Raw genomic sequence first — 20,861 nt, forward strand, 5'->3', positions numbered from 1 at the left:
TTAAATCCACTGATATGGATAAGATACCCTATAGACGCATCGGCACTACCTATTGGAAGGATATTGAACGTCCCCTCATTTCAGGGGACTTCATATCCATCATGGTGCGGTGGAACAAGGAAACAATTATTGCAGATCACGGGAAAGCCTATCTATCGAAGGTTCCGAAGTTTGACGGGTTTTGCTGCATTCCTGAACACATTAACCATCGGCAGATCATTGGCAATTCATACAATACCTATCACGAATTACCGGTACAGCCCCAACAGGGAAAATGCCCGGTCTCGTTGAGTTTTATTGCACATATTTTCGGAGAACAGGCCGAACTGGGACTGGACTATCTAAAGATCATCTATGAGAAGCCTTCACAGATACTCCCGATCCTATGCCTGGTAAGCAAGGAACGAGGTACAGGGAAAAGTACTTTTATCAAATGGCTTAAAGCAATATTCGGTCAGAATATGACCTACATCAAGGGAGATAGTTTTTCATCCCAATTCAATGCCGATTGGGTCTCGAAAGTCATTGTAGCAGTTGACGAGGTTTTCTTTGATAAAAAGGAAATCACAGAACGATTAAAATATTTGAGTACAACCGATAAGGACAAAATAGAGGCCAAAGGCAAGGACCGCGAGGAAATTGAGTTTTTTGGCAAGTTTATCCTTTGCAGCAACAACGAAGACACCTTTATTCTCATTGATTCTGACGAAATACGCTTCTGGGTTCGGAAAGTACCGCCTTTTGAAACCGAAGACACCGAATATTTACACAAACTCATCAAAGAAATACCGGCTTTTTTGCAACACCTTATCGACCGGCCCTATGCTACTAAAAAGAAAACCCGGATGTGGTTTACCCCGGAACAGATCAAGACCAGGGCACTTCAAAAGCTGGTTTGGTTAAACAACAATGCGATAGAAAGGGAAATGGTGCTCCTACTCTATGAAATGTTTGAGGCCACCGGGACTGACGAACTGAAAATCACCCCCAGGGAGATCGTGTCAAACCTGAGTAAAGTCAGGCGTAAAAACTTTGAACCGAACGACATCAGGAAAATCCTGAAAAACAAATGGGAACTGACACCTTCGGATAACTCAAATTCCTACCCGGGATATGAGTTTACCAGTTACGGTGAGTTCGCCCAAATCAGTCGTGTGGGCAGATATTTTACTGTTGAAAGAAAAAAGATTTACGGAATTTTTGATGAAATGATGAATTAAGGACTTAACAAAATGAAAATCAAAAAAATAACTCTTCATCAAAGTTTCATCAAACGTTCATCAAAATGTAAACCCGATCAAAAATGATGAAGATTTAAAATTGAGCTTGATGAATGATGAAAAAATGATGAAGCCGGGAACACCTGTAAAATCAATAATTCCGAAAGGATTCTCATCATTTCATCAAAATTTTCACCATATAAAACCCGACACATGAAAAAGCAACAAATAACCTGTGAAAGCGCCCGGAATTTTTCCTGCCTGGAAGCCCTTCGTAATCTCGGGCACTTTCCCGTACGGAAAACGGAGAAAGAAGCCTGGTTTCTGAGTCCGCTCAGGTCAGAAACCCAGGCCTCTTTCAAAGTGTCCCTGACGTTAAACAGATGGTACGACCACGGTGCCGGTATTGGCGGTAACGTGATAGATCTCGTTTGCCTTATCAACCAATGTTCAGTCAAAGAAGCTCTGGCCATACTGGATCGGGAGAATATTTCTTTTTCTTTTCGGCAGCCGGCATTTCCAGGAAAAGATCACGGAATTGCAATTATCCAAACCAAACGTATTGACCATCCAGCTTTACATCAATATTTGAGATCAAGAGGTATTACGTACCAAACAGCTCACCATTATTGTGACGAAGTACATTACACTCTTAACGGAAAAAGGTATTTTGCTATCGGTCTTAAAAATATTTCTGGCGGTTATGAGCTGAGAAATAAGTTCTATAAAAACAGTTCTTCACCAAAAGACATCACCCTAATCAAGCACGATCAAACAAACCTGATAATTTGTGAAGGTTTGTTCGACATGCTCTCCCTGTTAAGTTACAATCCTTCGCTCCGGGAAAAAGCAGATGTCCTGGTCTTGAATTCTATTTCATTTGCCAGAAAGATTGAAAAACACCTACAATCCTACACCTGTATTGAACTCTATTTAGATCGTGATGCTACAGGTATAAAAACGACTGAATTTTTATTAAAACAAAATCCAAAGTGTATTGATATGTCCCTGTTGTATAAAGGATTTACTGATGTCAACGAATGGTGGGTGACTCAACAGCAACTATCCGGCTGAGTAGGAATTTCGAGATGTGTTTTTGTTGCCACAAAAACAATCTCGCTTTGCTCCCGAAGGTCGCAAAGAGGGTTTCTGCCTTCGACATTCCGTTTGTCGAAACGACATAAATCGTAATTTATTTCATTAGGTTTTCTGTTGCAAAGTGAAAAGAAAAAGCAAACATAACAAAAGCACCTATATCAAATTTCGCTGCTCACAGTTTGAAAAAAAGCTGTTGCGTATCAAAGCCAAAAGAGCCGGGTTAAGTATAAGTGCTTATTGTAGAATGGCTGTTATGGAAGATCGTATCGTAGAGCGATTAACCGAAGAACAACTGGATGCCTACAAAATGCTGGTACAATACCACAACAATTTTAAACGAATCAGCAATATGTTCCGAAAGCGAAATCCAAAACTGGCTGATGAAGTGGTGCAATTGGCCCAAGAGATAAAAACACACCTGTATAATTTTAAAAAGTAACCATGATAGGCAAAGGCAAATCCATAGCACATACACAGGCTTCCATGCAATACGGATGGAACCAGGAGAAAGATGCCGAAATAGTCTATACCCAAAACCTTTGCGGGGAGAATCCGAAAGAAGTGACCAAAGAATTTCAAATGATACAACAGATGAATATTCGATGCGAAAAGAACACCCTGAGTTTTGTGCTTAGTCCCACTATAGAAGATGGCCGAAGCCTTAGCCGGGAAAACCTGGAGGAACTTACCGATACCTTTATAAAGGAAATGGAATTGGGAGAACGGCAAGCTATTGCCTTTGTACACCGGGACAAGGCACACACCCATATTCATTTGTATGTGAACCGGATTGATTTTCAGGGCAAGGCTTATAAAGACAATTATATTGGCAAGCGTAGCCAGAAAGCTGCCGAAAGAACCGCACAGCGGTTACAGCTTACCACAGTCAGAGAAGTGCAGCAGATCAAAGATCAATCCCTAAAACAAATCCGAAGCGAGATTAAGCAGATACACGACAACATAATGCAGCAACACAAACCGAAAAGTTTTGATCAATATATTACGCTAATGAAGCAAAAACAGATTTCGGTAATTCCGACCATCAATAAACAAAACCAGTTACAGGGGTTCCGTTTTCAATACCAATCGCATAACCTGAAAGGTAGCGAGGTTCACCGGGAGATGTCCGGTGCGAAGTTAGGAGCAGCATTATCCCGTAACCAGCGGTTTGGCCAAAAGCTGATACAAAACAACCAGGTCAACCTGATGGGCAAAGTCGTGAAACTTAGCGGAAATATGGCCGCAAAAATCACCACAGAATTAGCCAGACAAGTAGCTAAAAGAGTAAGAGATACTGGCTTTGAAATAGGATATTAAACTATAAAGTTATGGCCAAGATAGAAGAAATCGCAGAACTGTTAACCGAAGAAATCCACGGATTTAATGAATCCATTGACCGACTGGAAGAGCTGTCGGAATATCTGGGGGATATAAAAGTTAAGGCAGATGCTACGGAAGTAGAACATCTATTAAAACAACACCTTAATGAGCACCGGGAAATACAATCTCGTCACAACGAGAATTTAACGGAGGTATATAAAGAGGTAAAGGGTACTTACCGGCTTCCCCGTTGGTTGATAATTTCTTTTATTGTAGTACACGCACTTACGTTAGCCTCTATAATTTATAGTGTACATCTTCATAACAAAAAAAAGTACTGGGAGGAAAAATACGAACGTATCAGAGGGCATTATCTTTATTTTATGGAAGACCATCCGAAAGTCAGAACACAATATGAAAAATGGCTCAATGAGGAAAAATAACCGCGCAACATAGTATTAGTTCGGTAAGGATTTGGGGGCTTTTGGGTATAGCCTCACCTATGACCTGGGCAAAAAAGCTATCTATGGGACATTCCCTTTGTTTTATCTGGAAATATTAGGTATCTAAAATAAGAGAGCCCACGCGTTGTATATACTGTTCGTATTTAGTGAGTATCATTGACCTCACCTTACGGGTGTACAAGCACCCTCGATAGACCTCTTAGTCTGTGATGAGTTCAATACCTGTTTTCTCGGCTTTGTACTTTATTTTTGTCATGAGTTCATAATAACTCCAGTTCCGTAATACAAATTCTTCCTCCTTAGCTATCCCGATTTTGTCCTCCTGATTTAATAAAATGAGCGTTCCTGCCTGATGTTTAATACAAAAGTCGATCAATCTCCTGCTGTATACGTGTATGCGATAGTGCACATAATTACTTTCTGCACTGCGGAGTTTGTTCACTGCCTTTAATTTTCTTTCTGTCCCTTTGCCCGATCTGGAATAGGTCGCCCCGATTTGTGCCCTTTTAAGGGCTGCCTGTATGGCCAATCTCCTGTACAGAAACTCTTCCTTGGTGCCAATGGTGAGCATGGCGTTAACAGTCTTCACTACAATGGGATATTCAAGAGACAAAGAAGCCTCCGCTATCACTTCCGGTCTTAGGCCATGTTTTTCTTTTTCAATTTCAAAAACAGCCAGCCAGAAAATCTTACCGCCTTTTAATTTGATATGGGAAGTACAAAGTTTGATCTCCCCTTTTATTACCTGCTCCAATAGTCTTTGTTTATCGGTATGATCTTTTCCAAGGTAAGTACGAAAGGGGATTTTGAACAAACGAAAGCAAAAGACCTGTTTCTCCGCATTAAGAGATAATTTGCTAAGGCACTCGGGGCCAAAGGGAAAAGCTATGTCCCTCCTGAAGTTCTTCAGCGAGCGTTCACCTTTCCAGTATTCGGACTTATTTTTGTTAAAGGAGGTGATCAAGGTCCTGTTCAGGTTGGACAATATATTTGTAGGGATCTCCCCTTTAAAGCGATCTGATACCATGCGAAAGGTCGTATTGATACGGGAGCGTTGCAAGATACCTTGCTCGTCTTTTTTTTCATCGACCAGTTTATACTTAATTCCTTCTGAGAGATAAAAGAAATCTTTAATCATTTCCTGTATGTACAAATGGGAAACAATAAGATTAGCCGCTCTAAAACAGCGGTTCTGCCACTGGTATAGTTTATCCAGTTTCTCCTTCCGTTCTTCTTTAGTAGGCAGATCAACCAATAACTGGATTTTCCGGGTGAGTTTGAGTGTTGATTTTTCCATACTAAGCGGATTCTAATTGTTTTTCCTCCATCAGCTTATACGCGGCCACAAATTCTTTGTGAACTTCCTTTTGGGATAAGTTCAGCACTTCGGCAATCAATGCAAAGGAATACTTCTTGTTACATCTGAGTTCCAATACCCTTTCCTGTTCCTGGGACATTACATTCGGAGTCTTTACAGCACTATCAGGGGATTTTTGCTCATACGCATGTGTACTTCCGTGATGGACAATGGTTTTAATGTCCTGAATTGCCCGTTTTACTTCGTTGCTGGTTTCGGAAATACTTGCTCCCATCACTTCGGCAATCGCTTTATACCGAAAGTCGTATTTTAAGCAGAGTTCAATTAAATGCCTTCTTTTTGCATTAAGCAGGGGCAATATGCTTTTGACCCGGTCGAAGGCCTTTTGCTCTGACTCCTGGTCTTCCAGGTTTTCAGATACACTTGCCGGATCGTACCCCGCCATATAGTCCTGGTAATTGTCGTAATCCTCTAAGGAATTGATTTTCCTGAAAAATTTATTTTTAGGTTTACTATAATATGAAATACACTCCCTTTTCATCACAAACTTTAAGAAATAGAGAATGTGCTCAGGTCTTTCTATCCTATCCCTGTGAACCCATAACTTTAAAAAAGTATCCTGAACCAAAGATTCTATGACGAAATGATCATTTAGCATTCGTTTACCAACCCAAAAGATGATACCACGATATTGAGCATGAATTTGTTCTAAAGCAGAAGGATTACCATTTTTTAATAGTTCAAAATTGCAATGAAGCATAGCAGACCTCGTTTAAATAGCTGGTGCGAGCTCTTATAATATATAATGAGAAGGTAGCTTTGAAAAAGGTTGAGAAGAAGCCTATATCTAAAAATTAAAAAGGCGTGGAACTCAACTTACCGAATCGAGGTACTGGCATACCTTACCACGAATAAGTGAGCCCACGCCCGGGTCGTGAGCTACTTCACTTATTGTCTCGTGGTAAAGAAAAGTGCCAGTTTTCGATTCGAAACTCCAAGCGAATAGCTTCTAATATTTTCTATAAGAAGAATCGCAAAATTATAAAATCAGAGCTAATATAATAAATTTTATTAAAACTGGACTATAGTCCTTAGTTTTTTATTCCCCTTTTAGTTCATTTTGTATGTATGCATGAATCACTTGACGAAATAGAACGCTATTTAATAGAGAAAGTTAGAGAAATCAGAAAGTTAAAAAAGATTAGCGGACCTGATTTATCTCTAGCTATTGGAAAAGGTAATACTTTTATATCTGATATAGAAGCCCCTTCTAAAAAGGCAAAATACAATACTGTTCATCTGAATCTAATTGCCAAAGCACTTGATTGTTCTCCTAAAGATTTTTGGCCGGATAACCCCATTCTTGAAGAAAAGTATAACTTTATAAAGGTAGCAAAACCTAGAAAGAACAAGTCTAAAAAGAAATGATGTTACTTGCCAATCCAATGAGATTGGCTATTTTGTTTTATATTTAGGTATTGAAAATAGGGACCATATGGTGTTTATACATCCATTGTCAGCAATTACAATACTGTAATGGTAATATAGAATAGCAAAAAGTAGCCCGATGAATAAACTTGCAGAAATGGTTTTTTTAAGCGAGATAGTATTGCAGTCAAAGATTGCACAACGAGCAGGTGATCATCTACGAGCTACTCGTGATCATTTTGATAAACTGGAAGTTTGGTCTTCAATTCAATTGATTTTAATGGCTGCCGCGAATGTTTCAAAGATACTTTGGCCATATAAGGAATTTGAAGCAAGAGGTGAAGTATTACGTAAACTGCTAAATGTTGATCAAAATAATCTTCTTTTTGATCGGAAATTCAGGAATCATTTCGAGCATTACGACGAGCGAATCGAAAAATGGTTCAAAGAACAACCTTCTGCGGTTTACAGGGACTTGGAAATTGATCCCTTCAAATCAATTTGGGGAATAAACGATTTTAACAAAAATCGCGCCTACGATCCGCTCAAGCAAACCATAACGTTTCGTGGGGAATCATTGGACTTGGCAGCGGTATTGGATGCACTCGAAGAGATTCAACTTAAATGTAGCCCCTATACACTAACGTAAACAATTACAATAAAATGAATTAGTCAAGATACTCCTCGCCGAGGGAGGAATTTTCAACCTAAAAACCCACCAATACGGATTCCCGTAAAACCTTTCTTACTTCTTTCACTATCTTCCACGCAAATTTCTAAAAAAAACGACTTTTTAATCCGAAATCATTAATTTAGGCAATCATTATGGAATAACCTTTACTCACCATAAATAATGGCCAAAAGAACTACAAAAAGCATACAAGAAACATTCTGGGACATAACTAATAGACCTCGAGATTCTGTAGTATTGTCTCGAAATACAAGCACATAGTATTGAGCCTGATATTCCTTTGGTATATTTCAGACGTTTTTAATGAACCGCCCGAAAAGATTTTCCCGGCACATAAAATTATATTCAAAAAATAGAAAATCCATAAATGAACAACTTTAAAGAAAAAGCTGACCTAATTTGGAAAGTGGCCGATTTACTAAGAGGTGATTACAAACAATCTGATTATGGAAAAGTTATTTTACCCTTAACTGTATTAAGACGATTGGATTGCATTCTGGAACCAACCAAGCAAAAAGTACTGGACTTCCTGCCCAAAGTGCAGAACTTAAAAGACAGCGCCATAGATGTTGCTCTTAACAAGGCAGCAGGATTCAATTTTCATAACAGGAGCAAATACAATTTCAACAAACTCATTGCTGACCCCAATAACATTGCTGTCAACCTGCGTAATTATATAAACGGTTACTCGTCAAGTGCACGCGAAATTATAGAATACTTCAATTTTGACGACCAGATAGACCGTATGGACGACCCCAAGGCGGATATTCTGTTTCGAGTGGTCAAGTCCTTTCAGGAAATAGACCTGACCGATATGGATTCCATGCAAATGGGATACATCTTCGAAGACCTTATCCGAAGATTTGCAGAGCAAAGCAACGAAACCGCCGGAGAGCATTTTACCCCACGGGAAGTTATCCGCCTAATGGTAAACGTACTGTTTATTGAAGATAAAGATATTTTGACCCAGGAGGGAATCGTAAAAACACTGTACGACCCGGCCTGCGGTACCGGTGGTATGCTTTCAGTAGGCGAGCAATATGTAAAGGAACTTAATCCCAAAGCTGAACTCAAGGTATTTGGACAAGAGATCAATCCGGAATCTTACGCCATTTGTAAATCGGATATGTTGATTAAAGGGCAAAACCCCAGTAACGTGAAATTTGGAAACAGTTTTACAGCAGATGGCCTGGAAAACGAAAAATTTGATTATATGCTATCCAATCCGCCTTTTGGTGTGGACTGGAAGAAAGCTAAAAATGCTATTAAAAAAGAAGCTGACGATTTAGGGATGAGCGGCCGTTTTGGTGCCGGACTGCCAAGGATTAACGACGGTTCTTTGCTGTTTTTGCAGCACATGATGTCTAAAATGAAAGCAAACGGTAGCCGTATTGCCATTGTGTTTAACGGTTCACCCCTGTTTACGGGATCAGCCGGAAGCGGTGAAAGTAACATTCGCCAGTGGATTATTGAAAACGACTGTTTGGAAGCCGTAATAGCCCTCCCTGACCAACTCTTTTACAATACCGGTATTAGTACTTATATCTGGATTGTCACCAACCATAAAAGCAAGGAACGTAAAGGCAAAGTACAACTTATTAATGCCACCGGCGCAAAGGATGAAGAATTATTGAAGGAAGGCCAACGCGACTTTAACCGCTTTTGGCAAAAAATGGATCGTAGCCTGGGTAATAAGCGGAAGAAAATAGCTGAAAACGGCAACACTAAGGGTATTGGTTTTATCACTCAATTGTATGGTAGCTTTGAAGAAAATGAGTTTTGCAAAATATTCCCCAACGAATTCTTTGGCTATTGGCGGGTAACCGTAGAGCAACCACAAAAAGAAAACGGTAAAACGTTGCGGAACAAAAATGGCGAGCCCAAGCCCGACACCTCACTACGGGATTACGAAAACATACCGTTTCTTAAAAAAGATACCCAAGGCAAGCTCGTGCCCCAAACCATAGAAGAATATTTTAAACGCGAAGTAAAACCCCACCTACCCGAAGCCTGGATTGACCACAGCAAAACCAAGATCGGCTACGAAATAAACTTTACCAAATATTTCTATGAGTTTAAGCCATTACGACCATTGGTCGACATAAAAGCAGATATTTTGGCTTTGGAAGAAAAAACATTGGAAATGGAGAAAACAGTATTGGAATGAAAGTAAAATTAGGACAAGCAGTAAAGATGTTTTTTGGCAACTCATCTTTAGAGATGGTATATTTTGAAGCGATTGCAAATTCATTGGATGCAAAAGCTACGGAAATCCATATCAAAATTTTTGCAGAAACGTTAAGTCAACCTGAAACATTGAAAGTTGAAATATCAGACAATGGAGAAGGATTTACCGATGAACGATATAAAAAATTTTCCAACCTATTTGATGTAGAAGAAAGTTCGCATAAGGGGTTAGGGCGCTTGGTCTATTTGTGTTACTTTGAAGATATAGCTGTAACCAGTTTTTTTGAAAGAATAAAAAAACGAGAGTTTGATTTTACAGAAGGCTTTGATGAAGAGAAATTTGAATTATCTGAAATACAAGAACGACCTTCAGGCACAATATTTAGGATGTCAAATTATGTCCTTCAAAAGATTGCAAAAAGCGAATACCTTCAACCTAAAAAAATAAAACAACGAATTTTAGAGGAATTTTATTCGAGGCTATTTCAGTTAAAGAATGATGGTGTTTCGATAAAAATCACTATTGAAGCTACTATTGAGGGAAAGAAAAATAACACTACCTTGGAAAGTGCCGATATACCGGAATTCACAAAACTCGAATTAGATAGTAAAATAAACCTAATAGACAAGTTCGACCTTTATTACTCAATCAAAGAAACTGACCCGACAGAATCATCTTTGATCGCTGCAATTTCTGTTGATAATAGAACAGTAAAAGTTGATTTGGTCGCACAAGAAAATATGCCAATTGGCTACGAAATGGTTTTTTTGCTTTATTCTGATTTCTTTAAAGGAAAAATAGATGCCGCAAGACAAAATCTCAATATTTCGACACACGAGTTAAAAGAGGTTCAAACTCTTTTCAGAAAAGAAGTTGTTTCCATTATTGAATCCAAAATACCAACAATTAGGGGAAGAAATCAAAAAACAAAAAAGAGCTTGGTGAATCGGTATCCTCATTTAAGTGGCTATTTTAATACTGAAAATATTGGTTACGTTTCTCGTAGTGAAATATTAAAAGAAGCCCAGAAAGAATTTTTTAAAGAGCAAAAAGACCTTTTAGATGCCACTTCTCTTACTGATGAACAGTTTGAAAAATCCATAGAAATATCTTCAAGAGCCTTAACCGAGTATATTTTATTTAGACAGTTTACAATTGACCAACTTAAAAAATCCACTAATAATAGTAGTGAGGCTGAAATACATAAGTTATTTGCGTCAATGAGAAAGGAAGGAAAGTTTGAAAAGGATAATGCATCTGATGATATATACAGAAATAATGCTTGGCTATTGGATGATAAGTATATGACGTATGAAACAGTTCTTAGCGATAGGGAAATGGGAGAGCTTGTTAAAGTTATTACTGATGAAGAAGAAGTTCCGGATGACAACCGTCCAGATATTGCATTAATTTTTTCCAATAATCCCGATAATAAAAAGCCATTTGATGTTGTGATTGTGGAACTTAAAAAAAGAGGGATTTCCCTTGAGGAAAATTTAAAAGTTGTAACCCAGCTTGAGAAAAGAGCCAGAAAATTGATGAAACATTACAACAACCAAATTCAACGTATCTGGTTTTATGGAATTATTGAGTTTAATGAGGATGTTGAAACTCATTTAGCCGGAGAATATACTGAACTATATTCTTGTGGTAAGATGTATTATAGAGAAACGAATGTAGCCATTTCTCTAAATCCTAAAATTATTCTTCCGATTGGAGTATTTATCTGGGATTTAGATGCCGTGATTAAGGATGCGGATGCAAGAAACTCCGCTTTCTTGAACTTAATCAAGAGTAAATTTTTAAATAGCTAAATGAACAAATACGACGCATACAAACCCTCTGGCATTGAATGGATAGGTGAAATTCCAAGTCATTGGGAAGTGAGAAGATTTGGACATCTTTTTTCTTTTTCAAGAGGGTTGGGAATAACAAAACAAGATTTAAAGGATGAGGGCATTCCATGTGTAAACTATGGTGAAATCCATTCAAAATATGGTGTTTTCGTAAATCCGGAAATTCATCCGCTTAGGTACGTTGAAGAATCATATTTAGAAATAGCAGATAAATCATTATTGAACAGAGGAGATTTTGTATTTGCCGACACATCAGAGGATTTAGAAGGTTCAGGAAACTTCACCGTTCTTGACAGTGATTTGCCAACCTTTGCTGGTTATCATACTGTAATCGCCCGACATGAAAATAGGTGCAACTATAAATACTTAGCATATTGTTTTGATTCATTAGAATTTAGAAACCAAATAAGGAGTGCGGTTTCAGGGATTAAAGTTTTCAGCATTACACAAGCAATCCTCAAAAGTACAAAAGTACAATTACCAACTTACACAGAACAAATCAAAATAGCTGAATACTTAGACCGCAAAACCGCCGAGATAGACCGACTCATAGCCGACAAAGAACGCTTGCTCGAACTCTACGAAGAAGAAAAAGCCACCCTCATTAACCAAGCCGTTACCAAAGGACTTGACCCCAATGCAAAAATGAAGGACAGCGGTATTGAGTGGCTCGGGAAAATACCGGAATATTGGGAGGTGAAGAAATTAAAATATGTGTCGTTTTTAAGAAGTGGAAACAATATAGTTTCTGAACAAATAAAAGACTCAGGTGATTTCCCCGTTTTTGGAGGGAATGGATTAAGAGGGTATTTTTCTGAATTCACACATGATGGAAATTATGTGTTAATTGGAAGACAGGGCGCTTATTGTGGTAATGTAAAATACGCTAAAGGTAGATTTTGGGCTTCCGAACATGCTGTAGTAGTAGCACCCTTAATAAAGTATGAAATGGTTTATTTGGGGGAATTGTTAAAGACAATGAACCTAAATCAGTATTCTGTTTCTGCTGCTCAACCTGGTTTAGCTGTTGAAACAATAAAGAATCTACAAATACCATTTCCTCCTCTCGAAGAACAACAATCCATAGTTCGCCATATCGAAACCGAGTGTGCGCGAGTCGATGCCAAAGTGGCCAGGACCGAAAAATTAATTAGCCTTCTCGAAGAATACCGCACCGCCTTGATCAGCGAGGTGGTTACGGGGAAAGTAAAAGTGATTGATTAAAATATTGAACAAATTATTATAATGAGTAAAAATACACTAACGAACCTTCCGGATATACAAAGCTTAGTAACACTAGTTATTAAAATTTGCAAGAAATTGGGCTTAAATGATATTAAAAGCATTAATGAATCAATACTCACCGCTACTGAAGATTCGGCCTTAGGGCACAGAGATTTAAAAATAATTTGCACTTTGAGTGAATTGGGAGGAAAAGTTGAATTAATTAAAACACAACTTAAAGATTGTATTAAGGAAAATGATGAAATAATTGTGGTTAGTTCACACGGAAAGAAAATATCTAAATATTTTCAAGATTGGCTAAAAAGTGAACTTAAAACAGATAAGATTCTTTTTTGGGAAGAATCTTATTTAATTGAATTGGTCGATAAGCACCTACCTGAATATTGGGGACATAATGATGTGTTTTTAAAAAGTTTTGAAGATGCTTTTATTGAGCGTTTAGAATCAAATGGTGAACTTCAAAAAGTTTTACAACTTGATGAAAAATTTGAAGAGTTATTAAATTTCTTCATTGAACCAAAAATATATCATATAAAAGAAGATGAAAAAACAGGAAGACAAGTACATTCAAGATTTAATAAAGACAAATATTTGGATGGGAACAATTATTTTATATCAGGCGACGCAGGGACAGGTAAAACCACATTATTAAAAGAGATTGGCAAGATAGCTATTCAGCATAACCAAAACTCCACATATAAAATCTTACCAATAAAAATTAAAACAACTTTAATTGCAAATTCTGGATACCTAATTGATAAAGCCATTAGATCTGAAATTATCAATCTTGTTGGAGAAGAAGGGGTAGATAAGGTCTTTAACGACTATAAAGTGTTATTGTTAATTGATTCTATAGACGAATTAGAAAGACCTAAACAAAGAGAAATTTTTGAAGATTTAAAGGAGCTTACCGGCAATAAAAAATTAAGCTTTATTTTAGCAACAAGAAACTATGAGAGTTTAACTAAAGGATGTGAAATATGTAACCACATTAACACCCTACTTTCTAACTTTGACTTAAATCAAGTTCAGCGATATTTAACTACTTTCTTTAAAAGAGATTTAAAAAAGTCAGAAGAGTTATGGCTTAACCTTCAAGAAAATAAAATCCTTGATAAAATACCTCCAACTCCATTAACAATCTCTTTAGTATCTATTCTGTTTGAAGAAAACGGATATGAGGTTCCTGCAACAATTACAGATGTTTACGATAATTTCAACACTTTTTTATTGGGGAGATTAAATGTGAATTCAAGCTTAGACTTTCTTAAAATAGATGTTAAGGAAAAAATCCTCCAGATGTATGCCCTTAAAATAATTAAATCACAAAATAGGGTTAGATTAAAGGAAGATGACTTTGTAAAGTACATCAAAGATTATTTTAGAGAACAAAGTATAACCATTGAAGAGGGTACAATTCCTGAATTGATAAAAGGGTTAACCGACGGAACAGGCGTATTATATCTTGACGACTTAAAGTACGTTACTTATCAACACGACCATTTCATGGAATACTATGCTTCCAGAGAAATATTTAATGATGAAAACAGGAATAAACTAGAAAATGAAATTGTTGAAAATTTTTGCAAATATAATTGGCAAAATACGGCTATATTTTATGCAGGAAGAACCAAAAACATGAAAATGTTTTTGAAAAAGTTGGCTTTGCGTACTGAACAATACACTTCTTTACCTAATATTCTTTTATCTATTTCAGGTCTGGGTTATATATTACAATCTTTATGGATGACCAATTCTGAAAACCGTAAAGAAGCAATTTTAACCGCGTTAAACCTATTGATACGTGCTGATGCAAAGGTTAAGGAATTAGCCGAAAAAGGCTATCCTTTTTTTAAAGGTATTGGTGATTTTGATATAGCAATCATTAATCTTTTTTGGTTTTACACTCATTATAATTCTTTAACACTTCGCGATCCACTGCAATTAGCATTTGATGAATTGCATGACTCATTAAAACAATTTGACAACACACAATTCGAAAAAGATAAAACCACAAGATTGTATCAACTTTTTTGTATTGCAGCTACGTTAAATACAGGTAGAGTAAAAGATAACTCAAAATTGGAAACTCTTTTTGATCAAGATAAGTTACTAACCAATTCATTATTTGTTTTTTTATTTAATGAAGCTATTGATTTACTTGAATTAGGTGATAAATCACAGTTGAGAAGAGAATATAAAATTGACACTAAAAAAAGAAAATATATTCATAGTATAAGGTTTTATTTAGATCACCCCTCTAAAACTTTAAATAATACAACATACGAGTTATTAAATCCAATAAAAGAAGTTGAAATATTTACAGAAGGTAAAACGGACGCTTCAATTATAAAACATTCCTTCAATGTATTAACCATGGGAAGGGAACCTTATTGGAGTATTACTGCCATTGAAGATGGAGAAGGAGCAAAAGCAGGGGGAGCACATCAATTGACAAAATATTTAACAAGGTTGGCTAATAACATTAAAACAGATTTTGATAAGAAAAAAACTATAATCGGGATATTTGATAATGATGAAAAAGGATATTCAGAGTTTAATGGTCTTCCCGATAATTTTAAAATGGTAAATGGAATACTCAAAAAAGTAGAAGGGCTTAATATTTATGCAATGTTATTGCCAATTCCGGATAGTCAAAATTATGAGCCATATCATCAAGAAAAGCAAGCCTTTAAGTTTTTTGAAATTGAACATTACTTTCCACTAAACTTTCTTCAAGATAATAATATGGTTAAAGAAACCTCAATTCCTTCTGTTTATGAAATTATCGGTGATAAATCAAACTTTAAGGATAAGGTAATAAAGTCAAATAAGCCTGAACTATTTACTGAATTAATTAGCTTATTCAATGAAATTGATAAAGTATGTGAAAAAGAAATCAACTATATAGATTCAAAATAGATTATGAGCCTAACCACCGAAAACACCTTTGAAATCGCTTTGGTACAATCGCTTGTCGAAAACGGCGGTTATATCCAGGGCAATGCAGAAGACTACAGCCCCGAGTTGGGTTTGTTTAAATACGAGGTCATTGCCTTTTTGCAACAATCGCAACCTAAAAAATGGGATAAAATAACCGCCATACACGGCGCCGATACCCACAATAGGGTCATCAATCGGCTCTGTAAGGAAATGGATTTACGCGGCAGCCTGGACGTATTGCGCAAAGGGTTTGTAGATTATGGCGTTCGGTTTCAAATGGCGTTTTTTAAGCCGGCTTCCGGCCTTAACCCCGATGCGGTGGATTTGTACAATAAAAACAGCCTAAAGGTTTACCGTCAAATCTATTACAGCAACAAAAACAAAAACTCGGTAGATGTGGTGTTGGCCTTAAACGGGATTCCGGTGGCCACCTTGGAACTTAAAAACCAGTTTACAGGACAGAACGTGGGCAATGCCCTAAAACAATACAGCACCACCAGAGACAACCGCGAGCTGTTGTTTGCCTTTAAAAAACGGGCTTTGGTGCATTTTGCCGTAGATCAGGACGAAGTGTTTATGTGTACCAAACTGGAAGGTCACAAGACCTTTTGGCTTCCTTTCAATAAAGGTGACAACAATGGTAGAGGTAATCCGAAAAATCCGAATGGTTACCGCACGGCTTACCTGTGGGAGGATATTTTTGTTAAAGACAGTTGGATGGAAATCCTGCAACGTTTTGTACACCTGCAAACAGAAGAAATAGAAACTAACGGCAAAACCTATAAAAAAGAAAAACTCATTTTTCCGCGTTACCACCAGTTGGATGTGGTCAGAAAAATCACTGGCGATGTTTACAGTGCTGGTGCCGGTAAAAACTATTTGGTACAGCATTCGGCCGGTTCGGGAAAAAGTAATTCCATTGCTTGGTTAGCTTACCGTTTGTCGGGCTTGCACAACCAAGAAAACAAACGGGTATTCGATTCTGTAATTGTAATAACAGACCGTCGGGTACTGGACAAACAATTACAAGACACCATTTATCAGTTTGAACACAAACAAGGTGTAGTTCAAAAAATAGATAAGGACAGTACACAGTTGGCTAACGCTCTAGGTCAAGGCACCAATATTATCATCACTACTTTACAAAAATTCCCGTTTGTAATTGATAAAGTAGGTGAACTTCCCGACAGGAAATATGCGGTGTTGATAGACGAAGCTCATAGTTCGCAAGGTGGTGAAGCTAGTAAAAAGATGAAAGAAGTCTTGACTACCAAAGACCTGGCCATGGCCGCCGAAGAAGAAGCCACCTATGGTGATGCCGATTATAGTGGCGAAGATATGGTACGCGAGCAAGTAGAAAAATCTGCTGCAGCAAGAGGACAACAAGACAATATTTCTTTTTTTGCCTTTACCGCCACTCCCAAATACAAAACCTTACAGGTGTTTGGTGTAAAAGGAAAAGACGGTAAGCCTAAGCCATTTCATTTGTATTCCATGCGTCAAGCCATTGAAGAAGGGTTTATTTTAGATGTATTACAAAACTACACTACTTATGAACTCTACTTTAAACTTACAAAGGCCATAGAAGACGATCCGGAACTCAATAAGAAAAAAGCATCCAAAGCCATTGGTAAATATGTATCACTACACCCGCACAACCTGGCACAGAAAACCGAAATTATCATTGAGCATTTCAGAAATATTGTTGCAAAGAAAATAGGAGGAAAAGCCAAGGCCATGGTAGTTTGCGGTTCACGCCTGCATGCCAAGCGTTATTTTGAAGAATTTGAAAAATACATCAAAGCCAAAGGCTACAACGAGGAGATAAAAATCCTGGTAGCTTTCTCTGGTAAAGTGATAGATGATAATTCCCCTGAAGGTGTTTCAGAACCGGAATTGACCGGATTCAGCGAAAAAGAATTGCCAACAGCGTTTGAAAAAGACGAATACAAAATTTTGATTGTAGCCAACAAATATCAAACAGGGTTCGATCAGCCCTTGCTTCATACTATGTACGTAGATAAAAAGCTATCAGGGGTATTGGCCGTACAAACCCTATCTAGGCTCAATAGAACCTGTCCGGGCAAAGAAGACACCTTTGTATTGGATTTTGCTAACGACAGACAAACCATTCTGGATTCTTTCCAGCCATACTACGAAATAACCACCGTATCAGATGAAGTGGATGTAAACCACTTATATGATTTAAAAGCCCGATTGGATGAATTTCAAGTATATTGGGAGCAGGAAATAGAATCTTTTGTACAGGTGTATTTTAATCCTAACACAAAATTGAACACCCCAAAACAGCAAAAATACCTGTACCAATTTACCGATCCCGCAGTTGATCGATTTAAAGGGTTGGAGGAAGAAAAACAAGATGAATTTAAAAAAGGTTTGAGAACGTGGACAAACCTTTATGCTTTTTTGGCTCAAATTATGCCTTTTGTAGATACCGATTTTGAACGATTTTTTGCTTATGCCAAGTTATTGCAAACCCGGTTACCTAAACGGGAACTTTCGGAATCATTGCATTTGGATGACGAAGTGGCATTAGAATATTACCGCTTACAAAAAATTAAAGATGGTGCCATCGGTCTACAAAAAGATGAAGATGGCGAGCTAAGCGGTACGTCTGAAGCAGGATTGAAAAAACCAAAAGAAGAAGACGCTCGTCTTTCAGAAATCATCAACGTCTTAAACGACCGCTTCGGTACTGAATTTGAAGAAGCCGACAAGCTATTTTTTGATCAGATAGAAGCTGAACTTATGGAAGACGAAACCTTACAGGCACAGGCTAAGGTTAACAAAATGGATACTTTTAAATTTGCCTTTAACGATAAGTTTATCGATAAACTTATAGGCCGTATGGATCAAAACCAGGAGATTTTTGAAAAAATCTTAGAAGACGAGAGTTTTGGAGATTTAGTAAAAGAATGGATGATGATGAAAATTTATAAAAGATTGAATGGTTAGGAATGTCAAGTTTCCGGCACAAAAACTTGACATTATACGTATTATCTGAAAAGGTTATTTTTACATCAAATCCCCGATAATGTCTGAAACAAACCGTTTAGAATACAAAGAAAAACCGGATTTGAAAGAAAGGCTACGGAGTATTGCCGGCATTCTATACCGAGAATTAAATAATCGTATTTAACAGCATTATATAGAAAATGACCAAAGACCAACTTATAGCAAAATTAGCCGATCTGGAATGGGAAGACTTTGAGGTAAAAGCCGCTAAAGGTGGATTGCCAAAAGACACATGGGAAACCGTTTCGGCTTTTTCCAATACCTCCGGGGGATGGCTGTTGTTTGGTATTAAACAAAATGGAAAACAATTTGAAATACAAGGCCTCAACAATCCTGAAAAAGTTGAACAGGATTTTTTAAATACCATTCGTTCGGGCAAGTTTAATGTATTTGTCCCCACCCAACAGGCTAAGCATAATATAGGTAGTAAAACAGTTTTGGCCTTTTATGTGCCGGTATCAAGAGACAAGCCGGTGTATTATAATAGTCTACAAAACACTTTTATTCGTAGGGGAAGTTCAGACCAACGAGCTACCAAAGAAGAAATTGATGCCATGTTCCGCGACCAAACCTTTGGAACCAAAACATCGGAATTGGCACCCAAAACCTCTAAAGCAGACTTGCATACCACATCACTAAAGCAGTACCGCGATTATATGGCACGCTTTAACCCCGATGTTAGCTATAACCGTTATGACGAAGATGAGTTTTTAACAAAGTTACGCATTGTTGATAATGAACAATTGACCTACGCCGGTTTGCTGTTTTTAGGAAAACGTGAAAGCATTGAAAAACATTTCCCTGATTTTAGGATCGATTTGCTCGAAATCCCGGGGACTACCATCACAGATGCTACAACCAATTACACTTTTCGGCTAGACGAATATGAAAACCTTTGGGACTATTATTTTGCCTGTTTCCAGCGTTTAAAACAAAAAGTGGATGTAGCATTCCAAATAACCAATCAGGGCTTTGGCCAAGAGCTTTCTCCAGGCTTAAAAGCCATTCGGGAAGCTTTGGTCAATATGCTAATGCACGCTGATTACTTTGCACCGGCGCACTCGCGTATCCGCATTTTCACCAACCATATCGAGTTTTACAATCCGGGTGGACTGCCTAAACCTTTAGAAGAGTTAAAGGCTAAAGACTTGTCATTGCCCCGCAACCCGCTTATTTCAAAATTATTCCGCATGGTACGCTTGGCCGAAAATGCCGGCTATGGCTTTGACAAAATCGAAACCAATTGGGAACAATACAACCATACAGCACCCGAGTATGATATTAGTTTTGATGCTACGATCTTAAAACTTTATACCCAAAAAGAGGGAGCTGGAGCCAAAACTTCGGAGAAACTTCGGGGAAACTTCGGAGAAACTTCGGAGAAACTTCAGGAAGAACTTAAAAACAAACCAGCTAACATTGATTTGATTATAAGGCTATTGACTGATAACTACGAAAATTTCAAGATCTATATCACTGAAAATTTCGGAGTCAGTTCGGGAACACTTCGGAAACACTTCGGAAACACTTCGGAAACGCTTCGGAAACATTTCGGAGACAAAGAAATGGTATTGTTATTACTTATTATATTCAATAAAGATATTACAGCTAAAGAGGCCGCTAAGGTTATAGGCGTTAGTGATAGAACCATAGAAACCTATTTTACCAAACTCAAATCAAAAGATATGATCGAACGTGTCGGCAGCGCCACCTTTGGCGGTTATTGGACCTTAAAAAAAGATTAAAGTATACGATAAAGATTGTTCTAAGTTTTCTGACAATTTTTTACGGATAACCTTCTCAAAATCTACAAGTGGTGCAATAAGGTAGTGCAATAGGTGGTGCAATAGAAAGTTTAACTGAAAGACAGGTAGAAATCTTAGAATTAATAAAAGAAAACAATAAAATAGCTTACCGGGAAGTAGCCCAACGATTAGAAATAAACAATTCCGCTGTGCAAGCACACTTCGACACTCTAAAAGAAAAGGACATCATCGAAAGAATTGGAGACACCAGAGGGTATTGGAAGATTTTAAAAAGATAAAATCCATTAT

General features: G+C 37.5%; 16 protein-coding genes. 14 read left to right on the forward strand and 2 right to left on the reverse strand.

Annotated elements, in window-relative coordinates; genetic code table 11:
* The first annotated feature begins 14 nt into the window (after positions 1–14).
* The 5 genes from KN811_RS07470 (at position 15) to KN811_RS07490 (ending at position 4,081) form a co-directional block, all read left to right on the forward strand.
* The gene (locus KN811_RS07470) at positions 15–1,220 is read left to right on the forward strand and encodes a primase-helicase family protein (protein WP_187965426.1); all 1,206 of its coding nucleotides are present in this window, start codon (positions 15–17) and stop codon (positions 1,218–1,220) included.
* Positions 1,221–1,433: 213 nt separating this feature from the next.
* Positions 1,434–2,294, forward strand: a complete 861-nt coding sequence (locus KN811_RS07475) for a toprim domain-containing protein (RefSeq protein ID WP_187965425.1) — start codon at positions 1,434–1,436, stop codon at positions 2,292–2,294.
* A gap of 145 nt (positions 2,295–2,439) precedes the next feature.
* Positions 2,440–2,757, forward strand: a complete 318-nt coding sequence (gene mbpA / locus KN811_RS21810) for a mobilization protein MbpA (protein WP_187965424.1) — start codon at positions 2,440–2,442, stop codon at positions 2,755–2,757.
* A gap of 2 nt (positions 2,758–2,759) precedes the next feature.
* Entirely contained in the window at positions 2,760–3,635 is an 876-nt protein-coding gene (locus KN811_RS07485) for a relaxase/mobilization nuclease domain-containing protein (protein ID WP_187965423.1), read from the forward strand.
* Positions 3,636–3,646: 11 nt separating this feature from the next.
* Positions 3,647–4,081, forward strand: coding sequence for a DUF6730 family protein (locus KN811_RS07490; protein ID WP_187965422.1), 435 nt, complete (start codon positions 3,647–3,649; stop codon positions 4,079–4,081).
* A 220-nt stretch (positions 4,082–4,301) separates the two neighbouring features.
* Here the strand turns inward: KN811_RS07490 and KN811_RS07495 are convergent, their stop codons facing one another.
* Positions 4,302–5,399 (reverse strand): hypothetical protein, encoded by a 1,098-nt coding sequence (locus tag KN811_RS07495; RefSeq protein WP_187965421.1) that lies wholly within the window; start codon positions 5,397–5,399, stop codon positions 4,302–4,304.
* Position 5,400: 1 nt separating this feature from the next.
* Positions 5,401–6,180, reverse strand: a complete 780-nt coding sequence (locus tag KN811_RS07500) for an RNA polymerase sigma factor (protein WP_187965420.1) — start codon at positions 6,178–6,180, stop codon at positions 5,401–5,403.
* Between the two features lie 368 nt (positions 6,181–6,548).
* Between KN811_RS07500 and KN811_RS07505 the strand changes: the two genes are divergently transcribed.
* The 9 genes from KN811_RS07505 to KN811_RS22105 all read left to right on the forward strand — a co-directional run bounded on the left by KN811_RS07505 (position 6,549) and on the right by KN811_RS22105 (position 20,851).
* On the forward strand, positions 6,549–6,848 hold the full coding sequence (locus KN811_RS07505; RefSeq protein WP_187965419.1) for a helix-turn-helix domain-containing protein: 300 nt from the start codon (positions 6,549–6,551) through the stop codon (positions 6,846–6,848).
* A 139-nt stretch (positions 6,849–6,987) separates the two neighbouring features.
* Positions 6,988–7,497, forward strand: a complete 510-nt coding sequence (locus KN811_RS07510) for a hypothetical protein (protein ID WP_187965418.1) — start codon at positions 6,988–6,990, stop codon at positions 7,495–7,497.
* A 409-nt stretch (positions 7,498–7,906) separates the two neighbouring features.
* Entirely contained in the window at positions 7,907–9,706 is a 1,800-nt protein-coding gene (locus tag KN811_RS07515; RefSeq protein WP_187967370.1) for a type I restriction-modification system subunit M, read from the forward strand.
* On the forward strand, positions 9,703–11,541 hold the full coding sequence (locus KN811_RS07520; RefSeq protein ID WP_187967369.1) for an ATP-binding protein: 1,839 nt from the start codon (positions 9,703–9,705) through the stop codon (positions 11,539–11,541). The genes KN811_RS07515 and KN811_RS07520 overlap by 4 nt, the downstream gene beginning before the upstream one ends.
* On the forward strand, positions 11,542–12,807 hold the full coding sequence (locus KN811_RS07525) for a restriction endonuclease subunit S (RefSeq protein ID WP_187967368.1): 1,266 nt from the start codon (positions 11,542–11,544) through the stop codon (positions 12,805–12,807).
* A gap of 21 nt (positions 12,808–12,828) precedes the next feature.
* A complete protein-coding gene (locus KN811_RS07530; RefSeq protein WP_187967367.1) occupies positions 12,829–15,750 on the forward strand; it encodes an NACHT domain-containing protein in 2,922 nt (973 codons plus the stop codon).
* Between the two features lie 3 nt (positions 15,751–15,753).
* A complete protein-coding gene (locus KN811_RS07535) occupies positions 15,754–18,747 on the forward strand; it encodes a type I restriction endonuclease subunit R (protein WP_187967366.1) in 2,994 nt (997 codons plus the stop codon).
* Positions 18,748–18,947: 200 nt separating this feature from the next.
* Complete coding sequence (locus KN811_RS07540) at positions 18,948–20,552, forward strand: RNA-binding domain-containing protein (protein ID WP_187967365.1); 1,605 nt, start codon at positions 18,948–18,950, stop codon at positions 20,550–20,552.
* 101 nt (positions 20,553–20,653) lie between these two features.
* Positions 20,654–20,851 carry a winged helix-turn-helix transcriptional regulator gene (locus KN811_RS22105; RefSeq protein WP_425596708.1) on the forward strand — a complete coding sequence of 66 codons (198 nt, stop codon included), beginning with the start codon at positions 20,654–20,656 and terminating at the stop codon, positions 20,849–20,851.
* Positions 20,852–20,861: the final 10 nt, after the last annotated feature.

It is taken from the genome of Sinomicrobium weinanense (assembly GCF_018863395.1).
Lineage (GTDB): Bacteria > Bacteroidota > Bacteroidia > Flavobacteriales > Flavobacteriaceae > Sinomicrobium > Sinomicrobium weinanense.